This window comes from Pseudomonas sp. D1-36 (genome assembly GCF_051132205.1).
Taxonomy (GTDB): Bacteria; Pseudomonadota; Gammaproteobacteria; order Pseudomonadales; family Pseudomonadaceae; genus Aquipseudomonas.
The window spans coordinates 185494-211692 of the sequence record NZ_CP071674.1 but is presented as its reverse complement, the minus strand read 5'-3'; the positions used below and the strand labels follow the sequence as shown (position 1 = coordinate 211692).

General features: G+C 61.1%; 19 protein-coding genes and 1 pseudogene. 12 read left to right on the top strand and 8 right to left on the bottom strand.

Annotation, left to right across the window (positions count from 1 at the left end; translation table 11 throughout):
• The first annotated feature begins 75 nt into the window (after positions 1-75).
• Entirely contained in the window at positions 76-414 is a 339-nt protein-coding gene (locus J3P76_RS00985; RefSeq protein ID WP_014335964.1) for a hypothetical protein, read from the top strand.
• Positions 415-1118: 704 nt separating this feature from the next.
• Positions 1119-1217: pseudogene (locus tag J3P76_RS00980) on the top strand (nucleoid-structuring protein H-NS); the annotation flags it as partial.
• 683 nt (positions 1218-1900) lie between these two features.
• On the opposite strand, the gene lapD reads toward J3P76_RS00980, so the two are convergent.
• Entirely contained in the window at positions 1901-3847 is a 1947-nt protein-coding gene (gene lapD, locus J3P76_RS00975) for a cyclic di-GMP receptor LapD (protein ID WP_434561300.1), read from the bottom strand.
• 14 nt (positions 3848-3861) lie between these two features.
• The gene (lapG, locus tag J3P76_RS00970) at positions 3862-4482 is read right to left on the bottom strand and encodes a cysteine protease LapG (protein ID WP_434611685.1); all 621 of its coding nucleotides are present in this window, start codon (positions 4480-4482) and stop codon (positions 3862-3864) included.
• A 271-nt stretch (positions 4483-4753) separates the two neighbouring features.
• On the opposite strand from lapG, the gene J3P76_RS00965 reads away from it, so the two are divergent.
• From J3P76_RS00965 to J3P76_RS00945, 5 genes are all read left to right on the top strand, one after another.
• Positions 4754-5434 carry a GntR family transcriptional regulator gene (locus J3P76_RS00965; protein WP_434561302.1) on the top strand — a complete coding sequence of 227 codons (681 nt, stop codon included), beginning with the start codon at positions 4754-4756 and terminating at the stop codon, positions 5432-5434.
• A 698-nt stretch (positions 5435-6132) separates the two neighbouring features.
• Positions 6133-6909: a DUF3050 domain-containing protein gene (locus J3P76_RS00960; RefSeq protein WP_434608439.1), complete on the top strand. Its 777-nt coding sequence runs from the start codon at positions 6133-6135 to the stop codon at positions 6907-6909.
• Positions 6906-7838, top strand: a complete 933-nt coding sequence (locus tag J3P76_RS00955) for a diiron oxygenase (protein ID WP_434608441.1) — start codon at positions 6906-6908, stop codon at positions 7836-7838. Before J3P76_RS00960 ends, J3P76_RS00955 begins: the two co-directional genes overlap by 4 nt.
• Positions 7839-7848: 10 nt before the next feature.
• A complete protein-coding gene (locus J3P76_RS00950; RefSeq protein ID WP_434608443.1) occupies positions 7849-11274 on the top strand; it encodes an amino acid adenylation domain-containing protein in 3426 nt (1141 codons plus the stop codon).
• Between the two features lie 31 nt (positions 11275-11305).
• Positions 11306-11770, top strand: a complete 465-nt coding sequence (locus J3P76_RS00945; protein WP_434608445.1) for an SRPBCC family protein — start codon at positions 11306-11308, stop codon at positions 11768-11770.
• Between the two features lie 196 nt (positions 11771-11966).
• Here J3P76_RS00945 and J3P76_RS00940 read toward each other — a convergent pair whose 3' ends face one another.
• Positions 11967-13847 carry a methyl-accepting chemotaxis protein gene (locus tag J3P76_RS00940; RefSeq protein WP_434608447.1) on the bottom strand — a complete coding sequence of 627 codons (1881 nt, stop codon included), beginning with the start codon at positions 13845-13847 and terminating at the stop codon, positions 11967-11969.
• A gap of 265 nt (positions 13848-14112) precedes the next feature.
• On the opposite strand from J3P76_RS00940, the gene J3P76_RS00935 reads away from it, so the two are divergent.
• From J3P76_RS00935 to J3P76_RS00925, 3 genes are all read left to right on the top strand, one after another.
• Positions 14113-14613: a sigma-70 family RNA polymerase sigma factor gene (locus J3P76_RS00935; protein WP_420767769.1), complete on the top strand. Its 501-nt coding sequence runs from the start codon at positions 14113-14115 to the stop codon at positions 14611-14613.
• Positions 14603-15601 carry a FecR domain-containing protein gene (locus J3P76_RS00930; RefSeq protein ID WP_434675696.1) on the top strand — a complete coding sequence of 333 codons (999 nt, stop codon included), beginning with the start codon at positions 14603-14605 and terminating at the stop codon, positions 15599-15601. Before J3P76_RS00935 ends, J3P76_RS00930 begins: the two co-directional genes overlap by 11 nt.
• An 85-nt stretch (positions 15602-15686) precedes the next feature.
• A complete protein-coding gene (locus J3P76_RS00925) occupies positions 15687-18191 on the top strand; it encodes a TonB-dependent siderophore receptor (RefSeq protein ID WP_434701406.1) in 2505 nt (834 codons plus the stop codon).
• A gap of 148 nt (positions 18192-18339) precedes the next feature.
• Here J3P76_RS00925 and J3P76_RS00920 read toward each other — a convergent pair whose 3' ends face one another.
• Positions 18340-19413, bottom strand: a complete 1074-nt coding sequence (locus J3P76_RS00920; RefSeq protein ID WP_420767766.1) for a fatty acid desaturase — start codon at positions 19411-19413, stop codon at positions 18340-18342.
• Between the two features lie 100 nt (positions 19414-19513).
• Here J3P76_RS00920 and J3P76_RS00915 point away from each other — a divergent pair, with 100 nt between their 5' ends.
• Positions 19514-20518 carry an AraC family transcriptional regulator gene (locus J3P76_RS00915; RefSeq protein ID WP_434701404.1) on the top strand — a complete coding sequence of 335 codons (1005 nt, stop codon included), beginning with the start codon at positions 19514-19516 and terminating at the stop codon, positions 20516-20518.
• Between the two features lie 199 nt (positions 20519-20717).
• Here J3P76_RS00915 and J3P76_RS00910 read toward each other — a convergent pair whose 3' ends face one another.
• Positions 20718-21404 (bottom strand): Crp/Fnr family transcriptional regulator, encoded by a 687-nt coding sequence (locus tag J3P76_RS00910; protein ID WP_434675694.1) that lies wholly within the window; start codon positions 21402-21404, stop codon positions 20718-20720.
• A gap of 87 nt (positions 21405-21491) precedes the next feature.
• On the opposite strand from J3P76_RS00910, the gene J3P76_RS00905 reads away from it, so the two are divergent.
• Positions 21492-22016 (top strand): DUF962 domain-containing protein, encoded by a 525-nt coding sequence (locus tag J3P76_RS00905; protein ID WP_434561320.1) that lies wholly within the window; start codon positions 21492-21494, stop codon positions 22014-22016.
• Positions 22017-22075: 59 nt separating this feature from the next.
• Here J3P76_RS00905 and J3P76_RS00900 read toward each other — a convergent pair whose 3' ends face one another.
• The 3 genes from J3P76_RS00900 to J3P76_RS00890 are packed head-to-tail and all read right to left on the bottom strand — an operon-like array spanning position 22076 to position 26144.
• Positions 22076-24277 carry a GMC family oxidoreductase gene (locus J3P76_RS00900; protein WP_434675693.1) on the bottom strand — a complete coding sequence of 734 codons (2202 nt, stop codon included), beginning with the start codon at positions 24275-24277 and terminating at the stop codon, positions 22076-22078.
• Positions 24274-24786 (bottom strand): sorbitol dehydrogenase, encoded by a 513-nt coding sequence (locus J3P76_RS00895; protein WP_434608459.1) that lies wholly within the window; start codon positions 24784-24786, stop codon positions 24274-24276. Before J3P76_RS00895 ends, J3P76_RS00900 begins: the two co-directional genes overlap by 4 nt.
• Positions 24783-26144: a cytochrome C gene (locus tag J3P76_RS00890; protein WP_434561326.1), complete on the bottom strand. Its 1362-nt coding sequence runs from the start codon at positions 26142-26144 to the stop codon at positions 24783-24785. Before J3P76_RS00890 ends, J3P76_RS00895 begins: the two co-directional genes overlap by 4 nt.
• Between the last annotated feature and the right edge of the window lie 55 nt (positions 26145-26199).

The following is a 26199-nucleotide window of genomic DNA, read 5'->3' as shown; positions in this document are numbered from 1 at the left end:
GGATAAGTGTTCATACTCCCCCCAGTTGGCCTATGCTGCCCAGCATGACGCCGCTTCATACATGAGGGATGCCCGATGTTTTATGTGCAACGCGATGCACAAGGCCTGCTGGTGCGCGTGGAAGCCACCGCTTACGCCGAGGCCACCGAGACCTTGCCGGCCGACAACCATGAGATCCAGGACTGGTTCGCCAACCAGGCGGTAGAAAACAGCCTCAAGCAACTCAAGCAAAGCGACCTGGAGATGATCCGGGTACTCGATGACTTGATCCAGGTGCTGACCAGCAAAGGCGTCATCCGCGTCACCGACCTGCCACCAGCTGCCCAGGCCAAGCTGATGGACCGCAACCAGGCCCGTGAAGCGCTGGGTGGGTTGAGTCGGTTGATCGATGACGATGAGAAGGGGTTGATCTAGCCTGCCACCAAGGCTGGCGCCATTGCCTGCAGCACACCGAACCTGTGGCGAGGGCGCTTGCTCCCGCTGGCCTGCGAAGCATGCCCCAGCCCGTCTATATGCGAAACCGTGTTGGCAGGTTTTACGACTGCTGCGCAGCCGAGCGGGAGCAAGCTCCCTCGCCACGAATTTTTTGGTGTCTGGGCTGACGCTATCGCGAGCAGGCTCGCTCCCACGGTAGATCAGTGTTGACCCTTTATATTCCGGCTCGACACAGATCCAGTGTGGGAGCGAGCCTGCTCGCGATAGCGGTCTTCGGTTTATTACGAGGCTGTCAGGCTGGCTCTTGCACTTCAGCCGATCCATCGCCCGCTCCTCCGGCGCGACCCACAACCGCCATAAAGCGCTTGCGCGTCGTCTTTTAACCGGCTTGCCGCCAGTGTCACCGTTTTTTCGATGACAAACTCAGACTAGCCACGAGACAGCCGCCGGACAAATTCACCGAGTTCGCTTCAACTCGAAGGAAATCTCCTAGGACGTTAATTGAGGGGGCATATCCGTTGCTGCGGTAACGGCTGCTGGCGGTTCCGCTCTTACAGCGGGTTACTTTTTTCAGACGCCAAAAAAGTAACCAAAAACGCTCCGCCCCACCACTCGGCACCTCGCCTAGGCTCGGTGTGCCCTCACTCCGGCATTGCTCCGTGGGCCGCCGCGAAGGGCCATCCATGGCCCAGCGCGGCTACCTCGGCATCCATGCCGAGGTACCCACTGCGCAAGGCCTGCGTTCGGCCATCGTGGTTAACGGGGCCTTCCAGATCAAGATCAAGATCAAGATCAAGATCCAAAGCAGGAGCAGGAGCAGGAGCAGGAGCAGGAGCAGGAGCATCTCGGCACTTATTTAGATGAACCTCCGCTATCGCGATCAGGCTCGTTCCCACATGGGTTTGCAGGTGTTCACAACCTTACACACAACCCAAAAACCTGTGGGAGCGAGCTTGCTCGCGATGACGCCAGCACATTCAACATCAGCGGAAACTGACCCTCCGCCTTCGCGAGCAGGCTCGCTCCCACAATTGGAGTACGACCAGGAGACCCAGGTCGGCCATACCGCCGCCTCGCTTTCGCTTTGCTTTGCTTTGCTTTGCTTTGCTTTGCTTTGCTTTGCTTTGCTTTGCTTTGCTTTTGCTTTTGCTTTTGATCTGCCAGGCCCCGTTAACCACGATGGCCGAACGCAGGCATTGCGTAGTGGGTATCCCGGCATGGATGCCGGGATAGCCGCGTTGGGCCATGGATGGCCCTTCGCGGCGGGCCCACGGAGCAATGCCGGAGTGAGGGCATGCCGAGCCTAGGCGAGGCACCGAGTGGTGGGGCCAAGCCTTTTTTGCTTACTTTTTTTGGCGTCTGAAAAAAAGTAAGCCGCCGTAAGGGCGGAACCCTAAGTAGCCGTTACCGAAGAAATGGATATGTACGCATTCACAAGGGCATATCCCGCCTCACCAAGCAATCCTCACCCCCAACGCTTAGGCTCACCCACCAACTGCCCCTGAACCCCAAACAACCCCATCTCACGAATCACCGCCAACTCCCCTTCCGTCTCCACCCGCTCAGCAATCAACGGCAGGTCGATACTGTGAGCAGCACGCTGGATGGCCTCGATGAACAAACGCTTGTCACTTTCCTGGTCGATCGCACGAATGTAGCTACCGTCAATCTTCAGATAGGCCAACCCCAGCCGCGACAGGTTGCCAATCATGCTGAACCGCCCACCAAAGCGCTGCAGGCTCAAGGAAAAACCAAGCTCGCGCAACTGCCGGGTCAACTGCTCCAACACCGCTTGCTCGGGCAGTTGCTCTTCACCAATCTCCAAGGTCAGGCGCGGCCCAAGGCTGGAGTGAGCCCGCAGGATTTCAAAGACCTTGTTCAACGCCTGAGGATCGGCCAGGGTCGCGGAAGACAGGTTGAGCGCCAGGGATTGTTCGTGCCCGGCCATCTGCTTGAGCACCTGTTCGAGCATCAAGCGGTCCAGGCGCGCGGTCCAGCCGAAGCGCTCCAGCCAAGGCAGGAAGCGTCCGGCGGGGATGGTCTGGCCTTGGTCGTCAAGCAGCCGCGACAGCACTTTGTAGTGCAGCACGACCTGGGTGTCCTGAGCCGCTACCACCGGCTGGAAGTACAGTTCGAAGCGTTGATTGCCCAAGGCCTGATCGAGCAGTTGGTGCCAGGCGTGGTGATCATCGCCCACGCTGGCGGACGCGCTATGCTCCAGGCAGGCCCAGCCGGGTTCGCCCTGGCTTTCGGCCTGGGCCAGTGCCTGGTCGCCAAGCTGGAGCACTGCCTGCGGCGAGTCGCCATGAACGAACGGAGCGAGCCCGATGGACGCCACCGATGCCACGTCGGTCGCGCCGGTGGCGTGCAAACTCGCCAGCGCGCCTTCCAGATTCTGCGCCAGCTGCAGCGCCTCCTCGCGCACCAGCCCGGGTGCCAGCACCGCGAACTCCCCACCGCGTATCCGCGTCACCAGATTATGGGTTTCCGGGTAGCGAGCGCACTCACGCGACAACTGCTCGCCCACGGCTTTGAGCAACTGATCGGTGCGCTGCCCGCCCAGCCGCTGGTTCAGACCGGCGAGGTCCTTGACCCGCAACAACAACAGATAACCGGAACTGGCCTGTTCCGGGTTGCTCACCCGCGCATGCAACTGCATCTCGAAATACCGTCGATTGGCCAGCCCCGTGAGGTTGTCCTGATAGGACTCCACCCGCAGTTTTTCACTGCGCTCGGCCTGTTCCTGGAACAGCGCCTTGAGCTTCTCGACCATCTGGTTCATCGCCTGGACCACACGCCGCAATTCAGGTGTGCGCGGCAGCTCCGGCAGGCTCAAAAACTCACGTCGGGCGATGGCGTGGGACTGGTGAACCATGTAGTCCAGCGGCTTGAGCTGGCGACGCAGCAGCAAGGCTCCCAGCACCGCGCTCACGGCGCCGCACAGCAACAACCAGCCCAGACTGCCCAGCGCGCTCTGCCACAGCTTGGCGAGGGCGAACATCGGGTGGCTGACCACTTCGACCCGCGCCGCCTGTTCCCAACCGCGGCTGACAATCGCATCGCCGCCGGCCGGCTCAAGGCCGATGAGCTTGATAAACCACTGCGGTACATTGCCGGCATCCGGGGTGCCGGTGCGCTCGGCCAGGGTCTTGTCGTTTGTCACGTCGACCACGCGGATGCTGGCGTAGTAGCCGCTGTCGAAGATCGAACTGACCATCAGCTCGACCATCGCCGGGTCGTCGATGTTCGGCGTCAACGACAGCGCCAGCGCCGTGGCCGCGTCCTGGGCATGGGAACGCAGCTGATTGACGTACTGGGTCCGCGAACTCTCCAGGCTGACCATGAAGCTGCCGCTGAAGGCAACCACCAGGAACAGACAGATAGCGATCAACAGCTGTTTGAACAAAGACATCTGAGCGCGTGCTCCTAGTTAGTCGTCTCGACCGGGAAACCTTCGGCCTGCATTTTCTTCAACACATCCTGCCACCGGGACAGGCGCTTGGTGTCGCCCACTTTCTTGTTGCCCTTGCCTGACAGCCACAGCCCTTCGGCATTGAAAGAGTAGACCGGCAGCAAGTCGGTTCGCTGGCTGGCCGGCTGGATGCCGTCGATCAGGCTATCGAGTACCAGCGGCATGGCATCGGGGGTGGCGTAATACGTCAGCACCATGTGCGCGCGGTTCTGCCGCAACGCCTTGACGTAGGTGATGCGCAGCTTGTCACTGGAAACCCCTAGATGGCGCAGGCTGAAATACTTGGCGATGGCGTAGTCCTCGCAATCGCCCGCGCCCTTCCACAGGGCCTGGATCGGGGTTTCCCAATAATCGGTCTCATGCCACAAATCGAGGTCTTCCACGTAGCGCACCTGTTTGTTGAAGAACAGGTTCACCACCTTGAGCTGTGCAAGCTCAGGAATCTGCTTCTGGGTTGCCAGCAACTGCTGCCACGCGTCGATCCGCTGCTGCCCGTCGCCCAGCGGTCCATATAACGCTTGCGCCCGCCGGCTTATCTGCGCAAAGTCCCAGTCGGCTCGCAGGCCGCCCAGCATCAGGCCTGCCAGCAAAAATGCCGAACACAGCCAGCGCAAGGACCTGAGGACCGGGGAAGGTGCAGCCAAGGGAAATACGTCCGAAAAGGGCCGTTGGAAAAATTCGTTGGATGGTGCAGCCTGGACCGGCAAAAAACAATGGCAGGTTGCAATCACCGCAAGCAGTCTAAACTTTAGTTCAGGAACCGAGGCCGCGAGATTTTGACGGCTTGGCATTCTGTAACTAATGTTGCCTTGGATCCAATCATTGTGACTACAGTCAGGTGTTGTCGTGACACAGAAGCCCAAACCACTCAGCACTATTCAGGTCAACGGGCCCATCCCCGCTGCCCAGGCCCGCGCAATCATTGAAAGCGCTTTGCGCGAAGCCATTCTCGACGGGCGACTGCCAAGCGGCACAGCGTTGCGCCAGCAGGAATTGGCAGACCTGTTCGGTGTCAGCCGCATGCCGGTACGCGAAGCGTTGCGCCAGCTCGAAGCGCAGTCATTGCTCAACGTGGTCCAGCACAAGGGCGCGGTGGTAGCCCCGCTGATTACCAGCAATGCAGTCGAAACCTACGCCTTGCGGTCGGTCCTCGAAGCCTTCGCCCTGCGCTTGTCCATTCCCCTGCTAGACGACAATGACCTGGCCATGGCCGCCGAATACATCGAGCAATTGGAAGGCCAAGTTGATTATGCGCAGATCGCCAAGCTCAACCGTCTATTCCACATGTCGCTTTACCATAAGGCGCCCAACGCCAAGCTGTTGGACCTGATCGAACATGAGCTCAATGAAGAAGAACGTTTCCTGCGCTTTCACCTTTCGACCATGGGTTTGGGTGAGCTCACCCAGTGTGACCATCGCGCGATACTCGCCGCGGCGGTAGCCAAAGACATCGACCAAGCGGTTCATCTGCTTGAAGAGCACCTCGAGAAAGCCTCGGCCACCATGCGCCTGTACCTGAAGCAATAGCCGGACCGCAGCCCCATCCCCAGCGCCGGCCACCTGGCCGGCGTAGCACTTTCTTACACATCCTTCCTACACCCGAGATTGCCAGCAGAGCGCGGCTTGACCGTGGCCGCGATGCGTCGCTGCATCAGTTCAATGGAACTGCCGTCGATTTGGGCTCACTCTTGCGTTTATCGGTTCGAAAACAGACCTGAAGAAGTCAGCGTCCGGCAATAGCCAGGCGAATCGAAGCCATCACGCAAGGAGCGCCGCCCAACTGGCGGGGATGACCTGGAGGTCCGACCGGGTTCCCGCCCATAAAACATCAACTTCTTACTTTCCTTTGTCCCTGAAGTGCTCCGAGTGAGGCATTCACTCGAACCATTCGATTCTGATCGCTATAAATCGGAAGGAGCAACTTCGCGCCAATAAAACTTATAAACAAAGTTTTAACCACCCTCTTCGCGCCCAATAAAAACGCCACTTTAAATATTAAAAAAATAACTTGCGAAGCGTTTGAAACTTGTACTAATTTTTTACTCGTCGAGTTGCTTTCGACGCCCACAGGCACCATGAGATGCGCCTGTAGCAAGCCACACAGCCACAAGCAGGTATCAGTTAAAAGTTCCAAGTGAACATGGATTCCGGTTCGCGCACTCGCTCGCCCCGACAAAAACAGGCGAGCAACTTTCCGGACAAACAATATTGATGAGGACGTTCCAATGCAGCCAACCAAAGAACAACTATCTCTGAAAAAACACGAACTTGGTGAACACCCGGTTTTTTCCGAAATAACATCAATCGACCTGTTGCGCCGTTTTATGGAAAGCCACGTTTTCGCCGTGTGGGACTTCATGTCCCTGACCAAGCGGCTGCAAAGGGAACTGACCTGCATCCAACTGCCGTGGCTGCCACCCGCCGACCCCCATGCCGCGCGTCTGATCAACGAAATCGTTCTGGGAGAAGAATCCGACGACCGTCCTGGTGCCGGTTATTGCAGCCATTTCGAACTGTATCTGGACGCCATGCGCGAGGTAGGCGCGGACACCCAGGCGATTGAACAATTCATCGCCCTGCAGCAAGAAGGCGTCAGCCCCGAAACCGCGCTGGACAGCGTCGAGGTAGAACCGGCCGCCGCGCGCTTCGTGCGCCAGACCCTGCACACCGCCCTGCACGCCCCGGCCCACAGCGTGGCCGCCGCGTTCGTGCATGGGCGCGAAAGCGTCATCCCGCAGATGTTCCAGCGGATGCTGGACGCCTGGGGTATCGGCCTGGATCAGGCACCGACGTTTCGTTATTACCTGCAACGCCATATCGAGGTGGACTCCGAAGACCACGGCCCGGCGGCGGAAAAATTGCTGGCGCGGCTGATCGATGGCGACCCGCAGCGCGAGCGCGAGGTCCTCGCCGCTGCCCTCGCTGCCGTCCACAGCCGCACAGCCTTGTGGGATGGCCTGCGCCTGAGCATGACCCAGCCGGTTGCGCAGGTGACGCCATGAACGCCATTCAATACCAATCATTCGCCGACGCCTGGGAAAGCCGGGCGACGATCCGTACCCGGCCACGGCGCCGGGTCGAGGATGACGACAAGCTGATCTTTCCCATGAGCCGCCAACCCATGGTGCACAGCCAGACCTTCCTGACCCATTGCCCGCAATTGCGTGATTTTGTCCTGGTGCAGAGTCTCTACAAGTTCATCAACGACGTGGTGATTTTCGAGACCGAGCTGGTGGATCACACCGCCCGGCGCATCGCCAAGAACCGCTTTGGCATCGAGTTTCCGTTCGCCTGTCGCTATGACGCGATGACCGTGGTGGTGGACGAGGACTACCACGCGCTGGTGGCGATGGACTTCATGCAGCAAACCATCGACATGACCGGCATCGCACCGATCCCGTTGCCCCAGCAGATCGAGCTCAGCCGTGCCATTCCGGCCACGCTGGCGCGAACACCGGAGCATCTGCTCAGCGCCGTGGAGTTGGTCTGCATCGCCATCGCCGAAAACACCGTGACCAACGAAGTGGCAGCCTTTGCCCGGGACGACTCGGTCAAGGCCTCGATCAAGGGGCTCATGGCCGATCACCTGCAGGATGAGGGACGCCACTCCGGTTTCTGGACGCGGCTGGTACAGATTTACTGGCGCGCCGCGCCCGAAGAGGACCGCGAGATGATTGCGCGGCTGATGCCCGGTTTCATCGCCGATTACCTGGCGAGCGACCTGCAGCAGGCGTTCGATTTCGAGCTGATCAACCACTTGCCGATCGACGAATCGGCACGCCAGTCGCTGCGCGAAGACGCCCGGGCGCTGGCTTATCCCATCAACCGTTTTCACCCGTTGGTGGGCAACATCACGCGGTTCTTCCGCGGCAGCTCGATGCTGGCGTCAGCCTGCGTGCGCGATGCCCTGGCCGACTACCTGACCCCATGAGGACCTTCCGATGAGACGCCTCGAAATCGCAATGTCTGGCCACAGCCAGGCCCTGGCCGAACTGGCCCGGGAACTTGAACGACACGGCCACGCCGTCGTGGGTCCACAATCACCGGCCGGCGACCGCGCGATCGACCTGTTGATCGACGATGGTACGGCGCCAGGGACCATCGAGGCTGGTGTTGAGCTCCGGCTGCGCGTGGCATTCCAGGAAGCGCCCGGCCAGGCATTGCCGCGGCCGGTGGTGTTTTTCCGTGACGCAGCGCAGCGACTGCTGGTCCACGAAGTGATCACCACGCCGAGCGACGGCAACGGCCAGTCGCTGCGCCAGCAGGCAATAACGGCAATCGTCGAGCACGGCGCACGGCTGGTCAGTCATCTGTCACGCGATGAGCACGGTTTCGATCAGTGGCCGACGGCCCCGCACGAGCCCATCGACCAACCCGAGCACGGGCTCGATGCGTTGGAGCCGCTGGCCTTCAAACACTGCCTTAACCGGCCCGCCGTACCTTGGCTGCTGGCGGCTGCAAAAATGCCTGTCATGCACAGCATCGAGCAGCGCATGCTCGACGACGCATCGCAGCCTGCCCTGTGGGTCGAGGGTCAGCTCATCGACTACAGGACCTTGCGCAATTGGGTGTTGCGGTTGCAGGAGGCCATAACGGCAAGCCTGGGAAGAGCAACCGATCATCCACGGGTGATCGCCGTGTGCCTGCCCAAATCCGCGCAGCTGTATGCTGCAATTCTTGCGGTGCTGGGGTGCGGGGCGGTGTACCTGCCGCTGGACCCGCAACACCCGGCGCAACGCCGGCGGTTCATCCTCGACAACGCCAAGGCCGATCTCTTGTTGCACGATGGCGACAGCGACCTGGGCGATAGCCCGACGCCGATGCTGAATGTCCATCGGCTATCTTCGTCCAAGCCTGGCTTCCCGGCCTCGACGATTCGCCGCGTGGTGAATGCCGACGAACCAGCCGTGGCGATCTACACCTCCGGCACCACCGGCCAGCCCAAGGGGGTCCTGCTCAGCCACCGCAACCTCAGCCATTTCTGCGCCTGGTACGCAGATCATGTCGAGCTGCGGCGCGACAGCCGAGCGTTGCAGTTTTCCACCATCAACTTCGACGCATCGTTGCTGGACATCTTGCCGACCTTCATCCAAGGCGGAGTGCTGGTGGTGCCCAGCGAGGATCAGCGCCGCGACCCGCAGCGACTGGAGTCGTTGATGCGTGAACAGCGCGTCAGCCATGCCTTCCTGCCGCCCGCGCTGTTGAGCGTCATGCCGCTGGAGGCGTCATTGGGGCTGGTGCACCTGATCACTGGCGGGGACGTCTGCGAGCCGTACGTGATCGAGCGACTGGCGCCGCAGTGCCGGTTTCACAATATCTACGGCCCGACGGAAACCACGGTATTGGCCACCACGCGGCAATTCGCCGTGGGCGATAACAACCGCAACCTCGGTATACCCATCGGCAATGCCCGCGTGCTCATCCTCGACGAACATTTGCAACCGGTGCCCCAGGGCACACCCGGCGAGCTGTACATCGCAGGGCCTGGAGTCGGCCTGGGGTACCTGAACGATCCAGTGCTGACCAGCAGCCGTTATCTCGACCTGACGCTGCCCAACGAGCAAGCGCTGCGGGTCTATCGCACGGGGGATATCGGCCAGTGGACCGACGACGGGATCGAGCTGTGCGGCCGCCGCGACAACCAGGTCAAGATCCGCGGCTTTCGGGTCGAGCCCGAGGAGATCGAGCATTGCCTGCGCGACAGCCAAGTGTTTCGCCAGGTGGCGGTGGGGGTCGACGAGCGCCGGCGGATCCTGGCGTTCCTGGCGAACCCCGTGGACGATCGACCCGGCGCGGCCCTCAACGCCTTGCGCCAGCATGTGCAGGATTCGCTGCCGAGCTACATGCACCCGGCGGCCTATGTAGAGCTGCCCAGCCTGCCTTACACCAGCAACGGCAAGGTCGATCGCCGGGCATTGCTGGCGTCGGCGGGATCGGTCCAGGCAGGAGCTCAAGGGCGCCAGCCACAAAATGCATTGCAAACCCAGCTCCGACAGCTATGGGCCGAGCTGCTGCAGTTGCCAGCCGAGGACATCGCCACCGACGAGAGTTTTTTCAACCTTGGCGGGCATTCGATCCTGCTTTCGCAGCTGCTGTTGAGTCTCAGGCAGACGTTCGGTCGCAGCCTGTCGATCAACCGCTTCATTGAAGCACCGACGCTGATCACCTTGGCGAAGTTGCTCGATGCCCCCGACCAGAGCGATGCACCCTCGCTGAGCCCCCAGGCTTTCATCGACGCCGAAGCCGAACTCAACCTCGCTCCACTGCCCATCAGCCAGAGCGGTGATGTGCATAAAGTGGTCGTGACCGGCGCCAACAGTTTTCTCGGCGTGCATATCGTCGAAGCGTTGCTGGCGTGGGGGGCCACGGAAGTGGCGTGCCTGGTGCGTGAATCCGGCGGGCAAAGCGCGGCCCAGCGGTTCGCCCAGGCCCTGCGGGAAAATCGCCTGGAGCATCTGGACCTGAGCCGTGTCAGCGTCTACGCCGCCGACATCACCCAGCCACAACTGGGCTTGCCGGACGACACCTACCAGCGGATCGACAGCACGTTCGGCGCGTTGGTGCACAACGCCGCCCATGTCAATCACGTGCTCGACTACGAGTCCCTGGCGCGGGACAACGTCGAGCCCATCTTCGAATGCCTGCGGCTGTGCGAAGGGCGCAGCAAGAAAATCTTCAACTTCGTCTCGACGCTGTCGGCCTCCAGCACCCTGGACGCTAATGGGCAGGTGCTGGAGCAGCCAGCAGCAAGGACACCGCCGATCTACATCAAGAATGGCTACAACCTGTCCAAATGGGTCGGCGAGCGGATTCTGCAACGGGCCCGGGACCTTGGCGTCCGGGTCAATCTGTTCCGTCCCGGCAACATCAGCTTCAACAGCCAGACCGGGGTCTGCCAGCCCCACAAGAACCGCTTGATGCTGATGCTCAAGGGATCGATCCAGCTCGGCCAGGTGCCGGATCTGTCGCTCAATTTCGACCTGATGCCGGTGGACTTCCTGGCCCGTTTCATCGCCTTCCACGCCAGCCGTTACCAACCCAACCAGGCCGTGTTCAACCTGCACAACCCCGAACCCTTGAGCTGGGACGCCTATGTGGCGTCGTTCCGCGACAGTGGCCGGGAATTCGCGCTGGTCAGTGTCGCGGACTGGCAACAGCAGCTGGCGCGGGTCGATACCGACAACGCGCTGTTCGGCGTGCTGGGTTTCTACCTCAACGGCTTCGAAGAGGACATCGGCGACATCTCCCTGATCCGCCATGACAACGCCCGGTCCGGCGTGAGGCAGATGGGCACCCGTTACCCGGAAAAGTCCCCGGCCCTGCTGCGCCGCGGTGCTGATTACCTCAAGGCCATCGATTTCATCTGAAGCAACCCAACACCACGCAAGGAGCAAGACCATGAGTGCTTTTCAACCCGACACCCTGATCAAGAACCCTCAAGCCTGCCATGTCGAAACCTCGGTGCAAGTGCCCGCCGACGCCGCGCGCGTCTGGGAAGTGGTGGGCGACTTCGGCGGGTTCAACCGCTTTATTCCAGCCCTTGAATACATCGAAATGACTGGCGACGGCGTGCGTTCGCTGCGCAAGAAATTCTTCCGCGACGGACAAAACCTGGTGGTGGAGCAACTCAACAGCCGCGATGACCAGGCCATGCACATGACCTGGACGCTGATCTACAACACCCTCGGCATCGACAACCTCTGGGCGGCGATGCGCGTCGAGCCCCTGGGAGACAGCCGCTGCCGCGCCACCTGGACCATCATCGCCGACCACACCGAGGTGCACACACGGGAAGGGTTCAGGGATTTCCTGCAAGGGTTCGCCGATGAGGCGATGGGAAATGTGGTGAAGATGTTCGCCTGACCAAAAAACCCTGTGGGAGCGAGCCTGCTCGCGATGGCATCAGCCCAGACAACCCACACCCGTGGCGAGGGAGCTTGCTCCCGCTCGGCTGCGCAGCAGGCGTAAAGCCAGCCAACGCGGTCCGCCTGCAGGCTTGCAGGGGCCTGCTGCGCAGGCCAGCGGGAGCAAGCTCCCTCGCCACGGGGGATCGGGTCCGTCAGATCTTGAAGCTGTCCACCAGTTGCTTCAATCGATTGGCCTGCTGCGACAAGGCATCGCAATCCTTCAGGGTTTCGTTGAGGTTGGCGACGCTTTGCTGGTTCAACGTATTGATGTGCGTGACGTCCATGTTGAGGGTCTCCACCACGGCTGTCTGTTGCTCGGTCGCGGCGGCCACGGATTGGTTCATGCCGTCGATTTCGCCGATGCGCTGGGTCACGCTGACCAAGCGCAAGCCGGCCTGGTTCGCCACTTCCACGCTCTCCTCGCTGGAAGCCTGGCTCGCGTTCATCGTGGTCACCGCTTCACGGGAGCCGACTTGCAGCGAGGTGATCATCTTGTGAATCTCTTCAGCCGACTCCTGGGTGCGGTGCGCCAGGTTGCGCACTTCATCGGCCACCACCGCAAAACCACGTCCGGCTTCACCGGCACGGGCCGCTTCGATGGCGGCGTTCAAGGCTAGCAAGTTGGTTTGCTGGGAGATGCCCTTGATCACGTCCAGGATGTGCCCGATGTTGTCGGTGCTGGCGTTCAGGGTTTCGATCTGGGTGCACGACAGGCTGATTTTCTGTGACAGCTCGGTCATGGCCTGGATGGTTTTTTCCACCACCTGACGACCATCGTCCGCTTGCTCGCTGGCGCCACTGGCGTGTTGCGAGGCATCGGCGGCGTTACGGGCGATTTCCTGGGTCGCGGCGCCCAACTGATTGATCGCGGCGGCCACGCTATTGGTGCGCGCGCTCTGCTCATCCGATCCAACCAGGGAGGCGTTGGAAGATGTCATCACCCGTTGCGACAGGTCATGCACCTGACGCGTGGCGGAAGACACTTCGGCGATCGACGCGTGGATACGTTCCACGAACTGGTTGAACGACCCTCCCAATACCGCGAATTCGTCCTTGCCCTGCACCACGAGGCGCCGGGTCAGGTCGCCTTCACCCTGGGCGATGTCCTGCATGGCGCGGCCCATGGTGGTGAGCGGGCGCATCAACACCTGGATGAGCAGACTCAGCAGCAACGCAATCGCAGCCACTGCAATGAACATCGCAATCAACGCAGACGTACGGAAATGGCTCAGCGGTGCGTAGGCCTTGGCCTTGTCGATCGACAGGCCGATATACCACTCGGCGCCCGGCAAACCTGCCACCGGGGTGAACGAAAGGATGCGGTCCTCCCCGTTCAGCTCAACTTCCTGGATGCCCTTGCCGATACGCACAGGGGTGCCGGGGTAGATGTCCTTGAGGTTTTTCATTACATGGTCTTTGTCCGGGCTGACGATGACCTGGCCGTCGCCACTGACCAAAAACGCATGACCGATCCCGCCAAAGTCCACGGAGTTGATGATTTTCACGAGGGTTTCCAGGCTCAGGTCACCACCCACCACGCCCAACAATTCACCGTTGTGCTTGACCGGCAGGGCAATGGTCACCACCAGGCCGCCCACTGCCGCCGCGTAGGGTGGGGTCAGCATGGTTTTATCGGCGGCCACGGCCTGTTTGTACCAAGGGCGCTGACGCGGGTCGTAACCGTCGGGCATCTTCGCGTCAGGTCGTTGAGTGAACACGCCGGTGTTCTGGCCCACGTAGGTGAACTGGAAGTTCGAGGTCAACGCCGGCTGGTCCACGAGCCCAGGCAAATCGGCGCTCGCCCCTTGGTGTGCGATGTTCTGAGCCAGGTTTTCCAACACCAGCACCCGCCCGCTCATCCAGTTCTGGATGCTGCTGGCCGTCAGGTCACCGGATTGCTCGATGGAGGATTCCAGGCTGCGACCGATGGTATTGCGTTGCAGGTAATCGTTGTAGAGCGTGAACAGGGCAAAAGCCAACACCACCACACCAGAGGCGGCCAAGAGGATTTTGTGGCTGAACTTAAGATTCATGGAGGGACTTCTTATGCAGGGGATGGGGGTGCATTCCGGTTGGCAGTTCCATGTAGCCGCAAGAGCTGGAGATTGGATCCGCTCCATTTTGGTGCACGCATACCCTTCTGTCGGCCAACCCGTGGAAAAGATTAGGCCCTTGTTCAATTGTCCGACGAGATGATTGCCAACATCACACAGCCTGCGTCGAACGGTGGTTGCAAATTTGATGAACGCTTATGACAATGCGACCTATTATCATTTGTGATATCAGGCTATTGCGCTCATGTCCTCCCCCCAGTTAGCAGTACAGGCGCTTTATTGCAGCCATCACGGCTGGCTCCACACATGGCTGCGCCACCGACTGGGCAACGCCGCCGATGCGGCTGACCTGGCCCAGGACACCTTCGTGCGCCTGCTGCAACGCACCGAACGCCTGGAACTCACGGCACCGCGCGCCTTCCTGCGCACCATCGCGCAGGGCTTGGTGATCGATCACTGGCGCCGGGAAGAAATAGAACGCGCCTACCTCGAAACCATCGCGCATCTGCCGCAGGCCCAGATCCCAAGTGCCGAAGCCCAAGCCCTGATCCTCGAACTGCTGGAGGGCATTTCCCGCATGCTCGACGGCCTCAAGCCGAAAGTACGCAGGGCGTTCCTGCTTGCACAGTGTGACGGCATGACCCACAAGCAGATCGCCGAGCAAATGGGCATCTCGCTTCGGTCGGTGGAGCGGTACGTCGCCGATGCGCTGTACCACTGCTACGTGCTGCGCTATGAAGATTGAGCCGATCGACCCGCCCTCGCGCGGTCGAGGTCCTTCGCAACTGGTGGTCAAGCAAGCGATCCATTGGCTGCTGCGCCTGCGCAACCATGCCGCCAATCCGATCCTTCGCCAACAGTGCGACGCCTGGCGCATCGCCCATCACGATCACGAATTGGCTTGGCAACGGGTGCAATCGCTGCACAGCGAACTCACCTCCAACCTGCGCGCCGTGCCCAGTGCTCATATTGCCCTCGACACCCTGGAGGCCAGCGCCCAGCGCCTCGGTCGACGCCAGGCCCTGAAATTGTTGTCCGGCGTCGCCGTGGTGGGCGCCGCCGCATGGCTGGGCAAGGACCTAGGCTGGCAGCCGTGGCGTGCCGACTTCGCCACTGCCACGGGCGAACGACGCGGTTTCCAATTGCCGGACGGTACACGACTTGAACTCAACACCCGCAGCGCCGCCGACCTCGACTATACCGCCAGCCAGCGTCTGATCACGTTGACCCGCGGCGAAATCATGGTCACCTGTGGCCGAGACCCAGGACGCCCGCTGCTGGTGAAAAGCCGAGAGGGTCTGTTCGAAGGACTGGAAGGGCGCTTCGTCGTGCGCCAGGACAGCGGCTGCACGCGTCTGAGCGTCACCAGCGGCCGGGTCGCCATTCGCTCACATCGCAACAGCGAGGGCGCGCCGATCCACGTGGAGGCAGGGCAAAGCTACCTCGTCAGTTCATCGACAGCGACCCTGGCGCCGCCCCTGGACATGGACGCCGGCGCCTGGGCGGACGGCTTGATCGTGACGCGCAACATGCGCCTGGAAGACTTCCTCAACGAGGTCGGCCGCTACCGCCGGGGCTGTCTGAGATGCGCCGCCTCGGCCGCGGACCTGCGCTTGTCCGGAGTCTTCCGCCTGGATGACATCGACAAAATGCTGGCCGTGCTCCCCCGCACGCTGCCCGTGCAGCTGCATTATCGAACCCGCTGGTGGGTCACGGTGGAACGTGCGGCCTGATTTTTTTGGCGGGTTTTGCGTAGGCGTCCGGCTAGGACAGTAAGCAACGCTTATCTGCCTTCAGCGACTCCAACGGAAACCCAAAATGACTGAGCGCGTAACCCTCAAGACCTCCTTCGGCTGTTCCTCGCAAACCAGCCCTTTGCGCCAAACCGTCCACGCCGCACTGCTGAGCACCGCACTGGGCGTCAGCGCCGTGCCGATGCTCGCTGTCGCCGCGCAGGACGGCGTCACGGCCAGCCGTCAGAGCTACAACATCGCGGCAGGCCCGTTGAACGAGGTGCTGAATCAGTTCGCGCGCCAGGCCGGGATTACCCTGGCGAGCACCCCCGAGCAAACCGCTGGCCGCCAGTCGCCTGGGCTCAAAGGTGACTACTCGGCGGACCAGGCCTTGGACCAGTTGCTCAGCGGTTCGGGGCTGATTGCGGTCGGCCAGGAAGGCAGCGGCTACGTATTGCAGGCCCAGGCCGGGGACAGTGCACTGGCACTGCCGACCACTGACGTCAAGGGCTTCGCCCTGGGTAACGCCTTGGGCAGCATGGCGGGCTACAACGCCACCCACAGCCAAGTCGCGACCAAGACCAGTACCGCCCTGCGAGAGACTTCACAAAGCGTATCGGTGGTGACGCGCGAGCAAATGGACGACCAGGGCGCGCAGACCGTATCCCAGGCGATGCGCTACACCCCCGGCGTGCTGACCAACCCCTACGGTGCGACCCATCGCTACGATTACGTGGCCATGCGCGGCTTCAACGACGGCTCGGTGGATAACATCTACCTCGACGGCCTCAAGTCCATGGGCGACAGCGGCACCTACAGTTCCATGCAGGTCGACCCGTACTTTCTCGAGCGCGTCGACATCCTCAAGGGCCCGTCGTCGGTGCTGTATGGCCGCAGTTCTCCGGGCGGCCTGGTGGCGCTCACCAGCAAAAAACCGCTTTATGAGGCCTACCACCAGGTCCAGGCCACCGTCGGCACCCAGGGCCAGCGCGGCGTGGGCTTCGACTTCAGCGGGCCGGTGGACGATGAAAAACGCATCGCCTATCGCCTGATCGGCCTGGCGGACACCTCCGATACCCAGTTCGATCACAACAAAGAAAAGCGCTTCACCCTGGCGCCCACCGTCAGCATCGACTTCACCGAGGACACCTCGCTGACCCTGCAAGCCTACCTGCAGCACGAACCCGACGGCGGCTACCATGGCGGCGTACCGGCCGACGGCGCACTGCACCCGCGCAACGGTCGGCGGATCTCGGAAAATTTCTTCGAAGGCGAGCCCGGCGTCGACGTTTACGAACGTGATCAGCAGTCGTTCGGTTATCAATTCGAACACCGTTTCAACGATGTCTTCACCGCCCGGCAAAACTTCCGCTACCTGGACTCCGACGTCACCAACAATCAGGTCTATGCCTTCGGCTGGACCAGCCCCACCAGCAACGAGTTGAACCGTTACTACACCGGCGCCGATGAAAAGCTGCATTCGTTCATCGTCGATAACATGCTGCAGGCCGAATTTTTCACCGGCGCGACCAAGCACACCGTGCTGATGGGCGCGGACTACCAGCGGCGCAAGACCGTGGTCGACTGGACCAGCGGCAGCCTCGCCCCGATCAACGCCTTCGACCCGGTCTACGGAAACTCGGCGATCACCAACGTCAGCGCGACCAGCTACGTGCGACGCCTGGAGCAGACCGGTGTCTATCTGCAAGACCTGATCGAAATGGACAAGTGGCGCTTCTCCCTGGGCCTGCGCCAGGACTGGGTCGAAACTTCGGATGAAAACCGCATCGCCGAAGCTGGTCGCCCTGAAGGCACCGAGATCAATGACAAGCGCACCAAGCTCACCGGCCGCGTCGGAGCGCTGTACCTGTTCGACAACGGCCTGGCCCCGTACATCAGCTACTCGGAGTCGTTCAACCCCAACTCCTACGCCGACAGCGCTGGCAATCCACTGGCGCCCACCGACGGCAAGCAGTGGGAACTGGGCTTGAAGTACCAACCGCCAGGCACCGATGATTTGTACACCGCCTCGCTGTTCCGCATCGATCAGGAAAACCTCGCGACCAAGCTGCCCCAGGAAAATTTCTATCGCGCCGTCGGCGCCGTTCGTTCCCAAGGGCTGGAACTGGAAGCGCACGTACAGTTGACCGAGCAGTTCAAAGTGCTGGGCAGCTACACCTTCACCGACATCGAATATTCGAAGTCGATGGTCAGCACTCTGAGCACCCCGACCAACATCATCGAAAACAAAGGCAACTCACCGACCCAGGCCCCGCGCCACATGGCCTCGGTGTGGGCGGACTACAAGTTCGACAGCGGCACGCTCGATGGCTTGCGACTGGGCGGCGGCGTGCGTTATGTCGGCTACAGTTGGGTCGATGCGGAGAACACCATGAAGGTGCCGTCCTACACGTTGTTCGATGCGTCGGTGGGGTATGACCTGGGCAAGGTCGGCTTGAAGGGCGTGGACGTGCGCCTGAACGCGAACAACCTGACCAACGAAACCTACGTCGCCTCGTGCGCCAGCCTGAACTTCTGCTACATGGGCGAAGAGCGCAATGTGGCGGCTACTGTGAGTTATCAGTTCTGACTTTTTCCCTGTTTTGACTCATTCCCCGTGGCGAGGGAGCAAGCTCGCGCTGGGTCGCGTAGCGGCCCTGGTTTTTGGGGGCTGCTACGCAGCCCAGCGGGAGCAAGCTCCCTCGCCACGGGTTTATCGTCGCTCATGAAAGGAGCGATCAGGCCTGAACGGCCTTCGCCTCTTCCCTCACAACGCCTTCCTCACCGGCAAACCGATTCGCCCGCCCGAACGTGCCGAAATCGTTGAACCGCACGCCCATCTCCCGCATCACCTCATGAGCCACCGGCACCGTCATCTGCCGGATGTAGAACGGCTCCTTCACCACGAAATGATGAATGCCATGGCTGCTGCCGAAGTTGAAGCAGAACGCCTGCAACGGCCACAGCCACCAGGGGTTCAACACTTGGGTCTGCTGGATGACATTGCCCGGCTCGATGTCGCCGTAGTAATGCATGTTCGAACTGATGAAGTGCAGGCAAAAGGTGCGCAGCACATTCGGGCCGATGATCACCACGGCGGCGATGTCGATGATGTGCATCGTCGCCAGGGTATTGGCCGACCAGTCGATGGAAGCGCCCAGTAGTCCGGCCACAGCGTTGGCCCCATGAAAACCAAGGAACACGTACCAGGCGCCCCAATGCAGCAGTGCCAGTGGGAAGTACACCTTCAGCGTACGCTTGAGGATGCTGCGCTTGTGCGCCCAGGTCTTGGCTCGCAGGAGGCGGATGAACGCCGACATCACGTTGTCACCCACCATCAGCAAACGCGCCAATCCCCACGGCTCACCGTTGGTAATCGCCCGCTCTTCCAGGTCCGCTTCGCTGCCGGATACTTTGTGATGGTTGAGGTGCAGATGACGGCGGATCCATGGGTTGATGGTGCTGGGCCGCGCCAGCCACACCAGACCCATCATCACGTTATGGGGAACGCGTTGCTTGCGGAAGTACATGCTGTGGATCAGGTCATGTTCCAACTCGTGGGTCAGCGAGGCGAAAAACGCGTTGAGCAGCAGGCAAGCCCAACCGGCCAGGTGACCGTTGATGTAGAGCAGCGCCGAGCCGATCATCCCGGCCAGGGCGAACGCCAGGATGCCTGCGCCCAGCGCGTCCTGGTGCTGCAGGATCGGGTAGCGCCGACGCAATTCCTCACCTCGGGCCAGGACAACCTGGCGAATGTGGGCGGCTCGCTGTTGTGCATTCAATCGCTCGGGGCTTGCGCAAGTGCCGTGCATGGCTTACATCCTCTGTTAACGATGTGCTCATCCTGCCGGGCGTCGTCCCATCGGGTGGTAGCCGTAAACGCCAACCTGTTGACCGCAAGCGCCAATTGTCATGACCGAACCCACTTCCCTCGCCAGCTGGACCCGCGCCCTGCGCAAACAGCTCGATGCACTGGGCCTGGACAGCCAAGCCCTGTGCGTGAAGGCGGGCCTGGACCCCGTGTTGATGGACGACCCGAACGCCCGCTACCCGCTCTCGGCCACCACGCGCCTGTGGACGCTGGCGGTGCAGGCCAGCGGCGATCCGGCGATCGGCTTGCGGGTGTCGCGCTTCGTCAGCCCCACCACGTTCCATGCACTGGGCTACGCCCTGGTAGCCAGCGGCAGCTTGCGTGAAGTGTTCGAGCGCATCGTGCGGTATCACCCGGTGGTCAGCGATGCGCTGACCTTGCAGCTGAGCCGCGGCGATGACCGTTATCGCTTCAGCCTCGATGTACCGGCGGGACGCCCCGCTCCCGCCTTCGAGGCCATCGACGCGGTTGCCGCGATCTACGTGCGCACCTGCCGCAACCGGCTGGGTCGCGACTACGCACCGCTGGCCGTCTACCTGCGCCGCCCGGAACCGCTGGACCCGAGCCCATGGCACAAGGTTTTTCGCGCACCGGTGCATTTCGACGCCGGCCAGGATTGCCTGGAATTCAACCTCCTGGATTTCGACAGCCACCTGGACGACGCGAACCCGGAGCTGGCCGAACACAACGAAACCGTGCTCAAGCGCACCCTCGCCCAGCTTCAGCCGCTGACTTGGGAACGCAAGGTCCGCGCCGCCATCGAAGCCCAGTTGCCCGAAGGCGAACCCAGCGCCGAACGCATCGCCCAAACCATGCATCTGAGCCTGCGCAGCCTGCAGCGACACCTGGCCGACGAAGGCTGCCGCTTCGATGCGCTGCTCAATGAATGCCGGGAGAATCTGGCGCTGCTGCATCTGCGCGATCCGCAGTGCTCGCTGAGCGAGGTCAGCTATCTGCTGGGTTTCGCCGACACCAGCAGCTTCAGCCGCGCGTTCAAGCGCTGGACAGGCATGACGCCGGGCCAGTTTCGGGATGGGTTGCGCTGAACATTTTCAGCGCCGGGGCGAGCCCTATCGCGAGCAAGCTCGCTCACACATGGGAAGCGGTGTGACCGCAATAGCTGCGACAACACCAAGCCCCTGTGGGAGCGAGCTTGCTCGCGATGGCGGTGTATCAGTCACTATCGATGTCGACTGACCTGACGTCTGCGCGAGCAAGCTCGCTCCCACAGGGTCCAGGTCGGTTTCAGATTGTGGTCAGGGCTCGCAACCGTTCGATGTCGAGGATTTCGATCTCACCATAACTGAGGTGAACAATGCCCTGCCCCTGCAAATCCTTGAGGATCTGGTTGGTGGTCTGGCGCGACAGGGAAAGCATCATCGCCAGTTGCTCCTGGGGCAGTGGCAAGACCCGGCGCGCCGGTTCGATTTCGCCGTAGCCTTCGGCGATCATCAGCAAGCGGTGGGCCACGCGGGCCGGGGCGGGCATCAGGCTCAGGTGTTCAAGGTTGATGAAGGTCAGGCGCAGTTTGTGGCTCATCAACAAGGCAAGATGACGCCAATAAACGGGTTGTGCTTCAAGAAAAGCCAACAGCGCAGCCTGTGGCAAATGCAGCAATGTGCATTGGCCGACGCCCACCGCATCATGGGTCCGCGGTTGTCCATCGAACAGGCAGATTTCACCGAACCAATGCGGCGCCTCCACCACGCTCAGCAGCGCTTCCTTGCCCTGCTCGCTGACCGCGCCGATACGCACCGCGCCTTCGAGCACCGCGTACAGGCCGCACGGTGCATCGCCGCGCTGGAACAGCCGCTGGCCGGGCGCCAGGCGACGCACTCGCGACATGTCCAGCAGGCTATGCTGTAACTCAGCAGGCAGATGGCTGTACCAGTGACCGACCATCAAATGCGAGTGCCAGGGATGGGTATTCATGCAAACTCCGGGACAAGTGTCGGCTAGCTGACAGAGCGCCTGGTGAAACCTGTTCATCATGCAGGCATCACCTCAGGAGGAACAACAATGAAAAGCCTCGTCGATCACCTCAGTCAATACGCGGCCTACCACCGCGACCCGCGTAACATCGTCAGTCATTTCATCGGGATTCCGCTGATCTTCATCGCCGTCGCGGTGCTGTTGTCCCGGCCCGGATGGCCGGTTGGCGCGGTCCTGGTTTCCCCGGCGCTGCTGGTGGCGATGGCGAGTGCCTGGTTCTATCTGCGCCTGGAGTTGCGCCTGGGTGTGTTGATGACGGTGCTGCTGGGCCTAGCCATCTGGCTGGGCCAGGTACTCGCCGCGCAAAGCACAACGGTGTGGCTAGGCAGCGGCCTGGGCATGTTCGTGGTGGGCTGGGTGATTCAGTTCGTCGGTCATTACTACGAAGGGCGCAAACCGGCGTTCGTCGATGACCTGACCGGGTTGATCGTCGGGCCGTTGTTTGTGGTGGTCGAGGCGGGTTTTTTGCTGGGACTCAGAAACGATCTGAAACAGGCCATCGAGGAGCGCGCAGGTCCGGTGGCCCTGCGCAACCAACGTTCGACGGTGTGAAATACCCGTCACTGTGGGAGCGAGCTCGCTCCCACAGGAACTAGGTTTCACCGCTCAAGTTACAGCGAACCGAACTCGACCCGAATCGTCAGCGCGCCAACATTGTCGGTCAGGCCGGCGCCATGCTGTCTCGTCAAGTCATCGTTGATGCACAGTTGCAGCTCCCCCTGTTGATTCACGGGTAGCTGCGCCCGATCACCAATCAGAAACGGCGTCCCGCCGTCGCCCACCCGGCCGATCAACGCACCTTCAGCCGCGCCGGGCAACGTATAGCTGGAATAGGTGATGTGCCGCGAGCCACCGTTTCCATCCACCATCCCACCCTCTTTGCTGGCGCACCACTGGCCGCTGACATAGCGAACCACACGCGGAACCTGGGCGTTGAGCTGCACACCGGTGCCCTGCCAGGCCTTGTTGGATTGAACCTGCATCGTCACCGCCCGCAGGTCATTGGCCAGTGTATCCCCGGCCTGGAACGACAGCGCGGCGATTGTCAGACTCGGGTTCGAGGTACCGGTACTTGGGAAGACGCCATCGCCCACCAGGAACAGGTTCTTGTGGTCCCAACTGCGCTGGTGTTTATCGACGACCGACTTGGCGGGGTCATCGCCCATGCGATAGGTGCCCATCAAATGACCGGCGCCCTGGAAGCTGTAGGGCACGCCATCGTAAGTGAAACATCCAGGCCCGATGATGTCCGTCAGTTCCGTACCACCGAGCAGGTCCTCAATGATGTGCGTCGCCAATATTTTCGCCTGCTGGAAACCTTTCCTGGTGTAGTCGGAGAGGTCGTAATGGATTTCCGGCCGAACAATGCCGAGCCCATCCGTGAGGTTATCCGTCGAGGGCTGGATATAACTCTCGGAGTGATCGGGATCTTTCTCCACCTGCTCCACCAAAAAGCCAACCCGGAACTGGCGGGTGAAGACGTCGTTGAGCTTGCGCACCAGCGCCGTTCCCGATAGCAGTTTGTTGCTCGGGTTGGTCTTCCCTACATTCGTCCCGTCGATAAAGTCGGCGACCGTTGTGTAGGGATCACCGGCCGGCCAGTTCCACCCTTCGTTACCAATTTCGATGCGCCACGCCGCGCGGTCGCTGCGAAAGGCGCCGTCGCGCAGGCTTTCGATGCCTGCCGTCGACAACGGTCCCCGATAAGGAAAGATCGCCTTGCCCTCGGGCATGAGCCCCCAGGCCAGATAAATGGGATGGTCAGCCAGGCTGCGACCTACTTGCCCGCTGCTGTTGGCGACACCATTGGACCAAACGTCAGTCTTGGAGTTGAGCAACAGTTTCGGTGTTTCGATCGCATGGGCGGCGATCACATAGCGCTTTGCAACGGCCACGCCGGTTCCGGTCTTGGGACCGTCTTCCAACTGATACTGCATGAACTCGACGCCGCTTACGTTGTGATCATCACCAACGGTTACCTTGCTGGCCACGGTCCGATAAAGCACTCGGACCTTGCCAGTGGCCAAGGCCTTGTTCATGGTCACGGTGGCGTCGTACTTGGCCTGGATCGGACAGATCGGCGTGCAGTTGGTGTTACCGGCGCATACCCGGCGCCCGGCATAAGGCTGAGAGTTGCGCCCGGCCGGCGTCGGGCTGACCACCAGCGGCAAATTATCGAACGTCTGCCCCGTGACGGCGGCGACAAAGCTGCCATCGACCAGGGATAACGGAATGCTGTGCATCGGGAACGCATAACCTTCAGGAAAGGTCATGCCCAGATAGGCTTGGTCGGCAACGTTGGCAGACACCCCGATTTCCGCTTCCGCCCGGCAGTAGGCGCTTTGCAGATCGTCATAGCCAATCGGCCAGTCCACCCCGACGCCATATTTCGACCTCAGACGAAAATCGTTCGGCACCATGCGCAGACAGGTGCCCACCCAATGCCATGTCGTGCCGCCACCTACCCGTTCATAAGTACTTGTGAAGGGCAGCGGGCCTTTTTGTACCAGGTAGCTGACCGCCGGTTTGTTCCAGTTGTCATTGAGCAGGTCGGCAATGGTTGCTCGCGGAGCGTTCAGCTTGGCCGGCCCGGTGAGGTGTGGGTCCAGCGTTGTGCTCGGGGGGTAGGGTGACTCTGGGGTCTTCAGCGTCGCGGTATAGAAACGCTCCAGATACTGAGCGCGATTGACCGGTATCTCTGGCCCCGATTCAAGTACCAATACCTCAATACCCGCCATGCCCAACTGATAGGCAATAATGCTGCCGGCCAGACCTGCGCCAACGATCACCACTTCTGCTTGTTCAGTACTCATGACGACGCTCCTTGCTGTCCGTTGGCGGGCACGCCGGTCAAATCCTCAAGGCTTGGGGGCGTGCTGTTCCAGTAGCCAAAAAACGATTCGCTGTAGCCCATCGGGTGGGCCTGGGCAATCTTCCAGGCCCAGCTGTGGATGTAGGCCTGGTCGGATACCACCGCCGAATCGTCCTTCTTGAAAGGCAGCCTATCGAACGGCTGATACCAGACGCCTAGCAACCACAGCTTCATGATCGAGCGCGCCGCCAGCACGGTGTCAGGTATCGTCGGCTGCATATTGAATTTCAGTATTTGCTCGGCAATCTGGTCGGGCGGTACATGGTCGGCCGCCAGGGTGGCGTACTGAGTCAGCAACGCGTTGAGCACGTCAGAAGAAATGCGCGCAGTCACGTAATCGAGAAAGATCGGCGGCAGACCGACCGGGTCGATCTGCGGCGCCAGACGATCGGCCGAAATGCCGATCAGGGCCGACGACAGGCCTACGAAATTGTCCAGATTGGTACTCATTGCTTGGCTCCTTGCCCACTGGTGGACTGTGCGCGTTCGAGCAAATAGGTGAAGTCCGCAAAACTGGTGCGCGGCGATTCGGTGACATGGGTCGCCGCATTGCCGTGACACGCCATGCAGCTGGAGGACGCCTGGGGAACGGTGCCCTGGATATAGGTTTCCAGCGTGGCGTTGGCCAGGAACGACGGCGCTGGGCTACCCAGCGGGTTGGCGGCCGATACCTGGCAATCCTTCGGCGGGTCTGAAGGCCACTGGGTGCTGATCAGCTGATAGTTCGCCCAGACACTTTGTGGATTGGCCGTACGCAACAGCGCTTGATAGGAGGCGTTGAGCGTCTTCGTCGCCTCGGTCAGTGGCACTTCCCGCACGATTTGCGAAGGCGTCGCCTTGACCGCCGGGTTCCACGGCCGTGGCGGAGGCTGATTGATGGCGCTCTGGCTATCGGCGTTATAGAACAGATAAGGGCCCGTGCGCTGTCCGACGGGCGTGGTTTTTTCAGGAACGTTTTTTACGTGCTCGAAAGTCGACCAGACCCATTGGGCCGCATTGGCGGTTTTGTGGACCATGTGCAACCCCACCAACCCGACCGGCTCGGACACGCACGATTCCTCCACGATCGGCCCTTTACCCGGGTCGCTGTTGCCCGGCGTGTAGACCAGGGCATCGACCGTATGGAAATCCTGTCGTTTGTCGCTGGGACCGAGCACTTTCCACGACGCCTTCACCATCACCGCGCCGACTTCCTGGCTCTTGGTAGAACCACAGCTGAATGCCACGGTGTTGTTCGGGTTCGCGGCGAAGAACTGCTGCTGGCCTTCGATGCTGTACAGGCCGTTGTTTACGATCCCGTCGAACATCGATTGGTTGACCACGATTTCATTGCGCGTATACACGCCGTTCTGATCCACCAGCGGACCGCTCTCGAAGGGCTGGATAAATTCATCCAGCACGTCGGGCACCTTACCCATTTGTTGTAACAGGCGGCCGGACTTGAGTGACTTACACGCTTCAGGCAGGGTCGCCGGCGCATTCCAAGGCAGTGGTGCCTGCCCTTTCGCACGAAAAATCTGGTAGCTCTCTTTCCAACTTTCCCAAACCGTTGCCCCGTCTTGTTTTCCGATGGTGACGCCGGTATTGGGGTTGCCATTGTCCAGGGCCGGCCAATTCAGAGCGATGAAGGTCTGCCATGACAAATCATCGAAATTGGCTTGCAGGCTGGAGAGTGAAACCGGTTCGGTGACCGTGACATCGAAAGGTATCTGGGGAGACAACGTGGGGGCGGCGCTGGCAGAAGGACTCAACAGAACGCTTAACAAGGCACAACCGAAAGGGCCGTGCCGACTGACTTCCATTCTCATGCTTTTTCTCCTTGGCATCAGGGCGCCAGGAGACAACAACACCGGTCCGTCATGG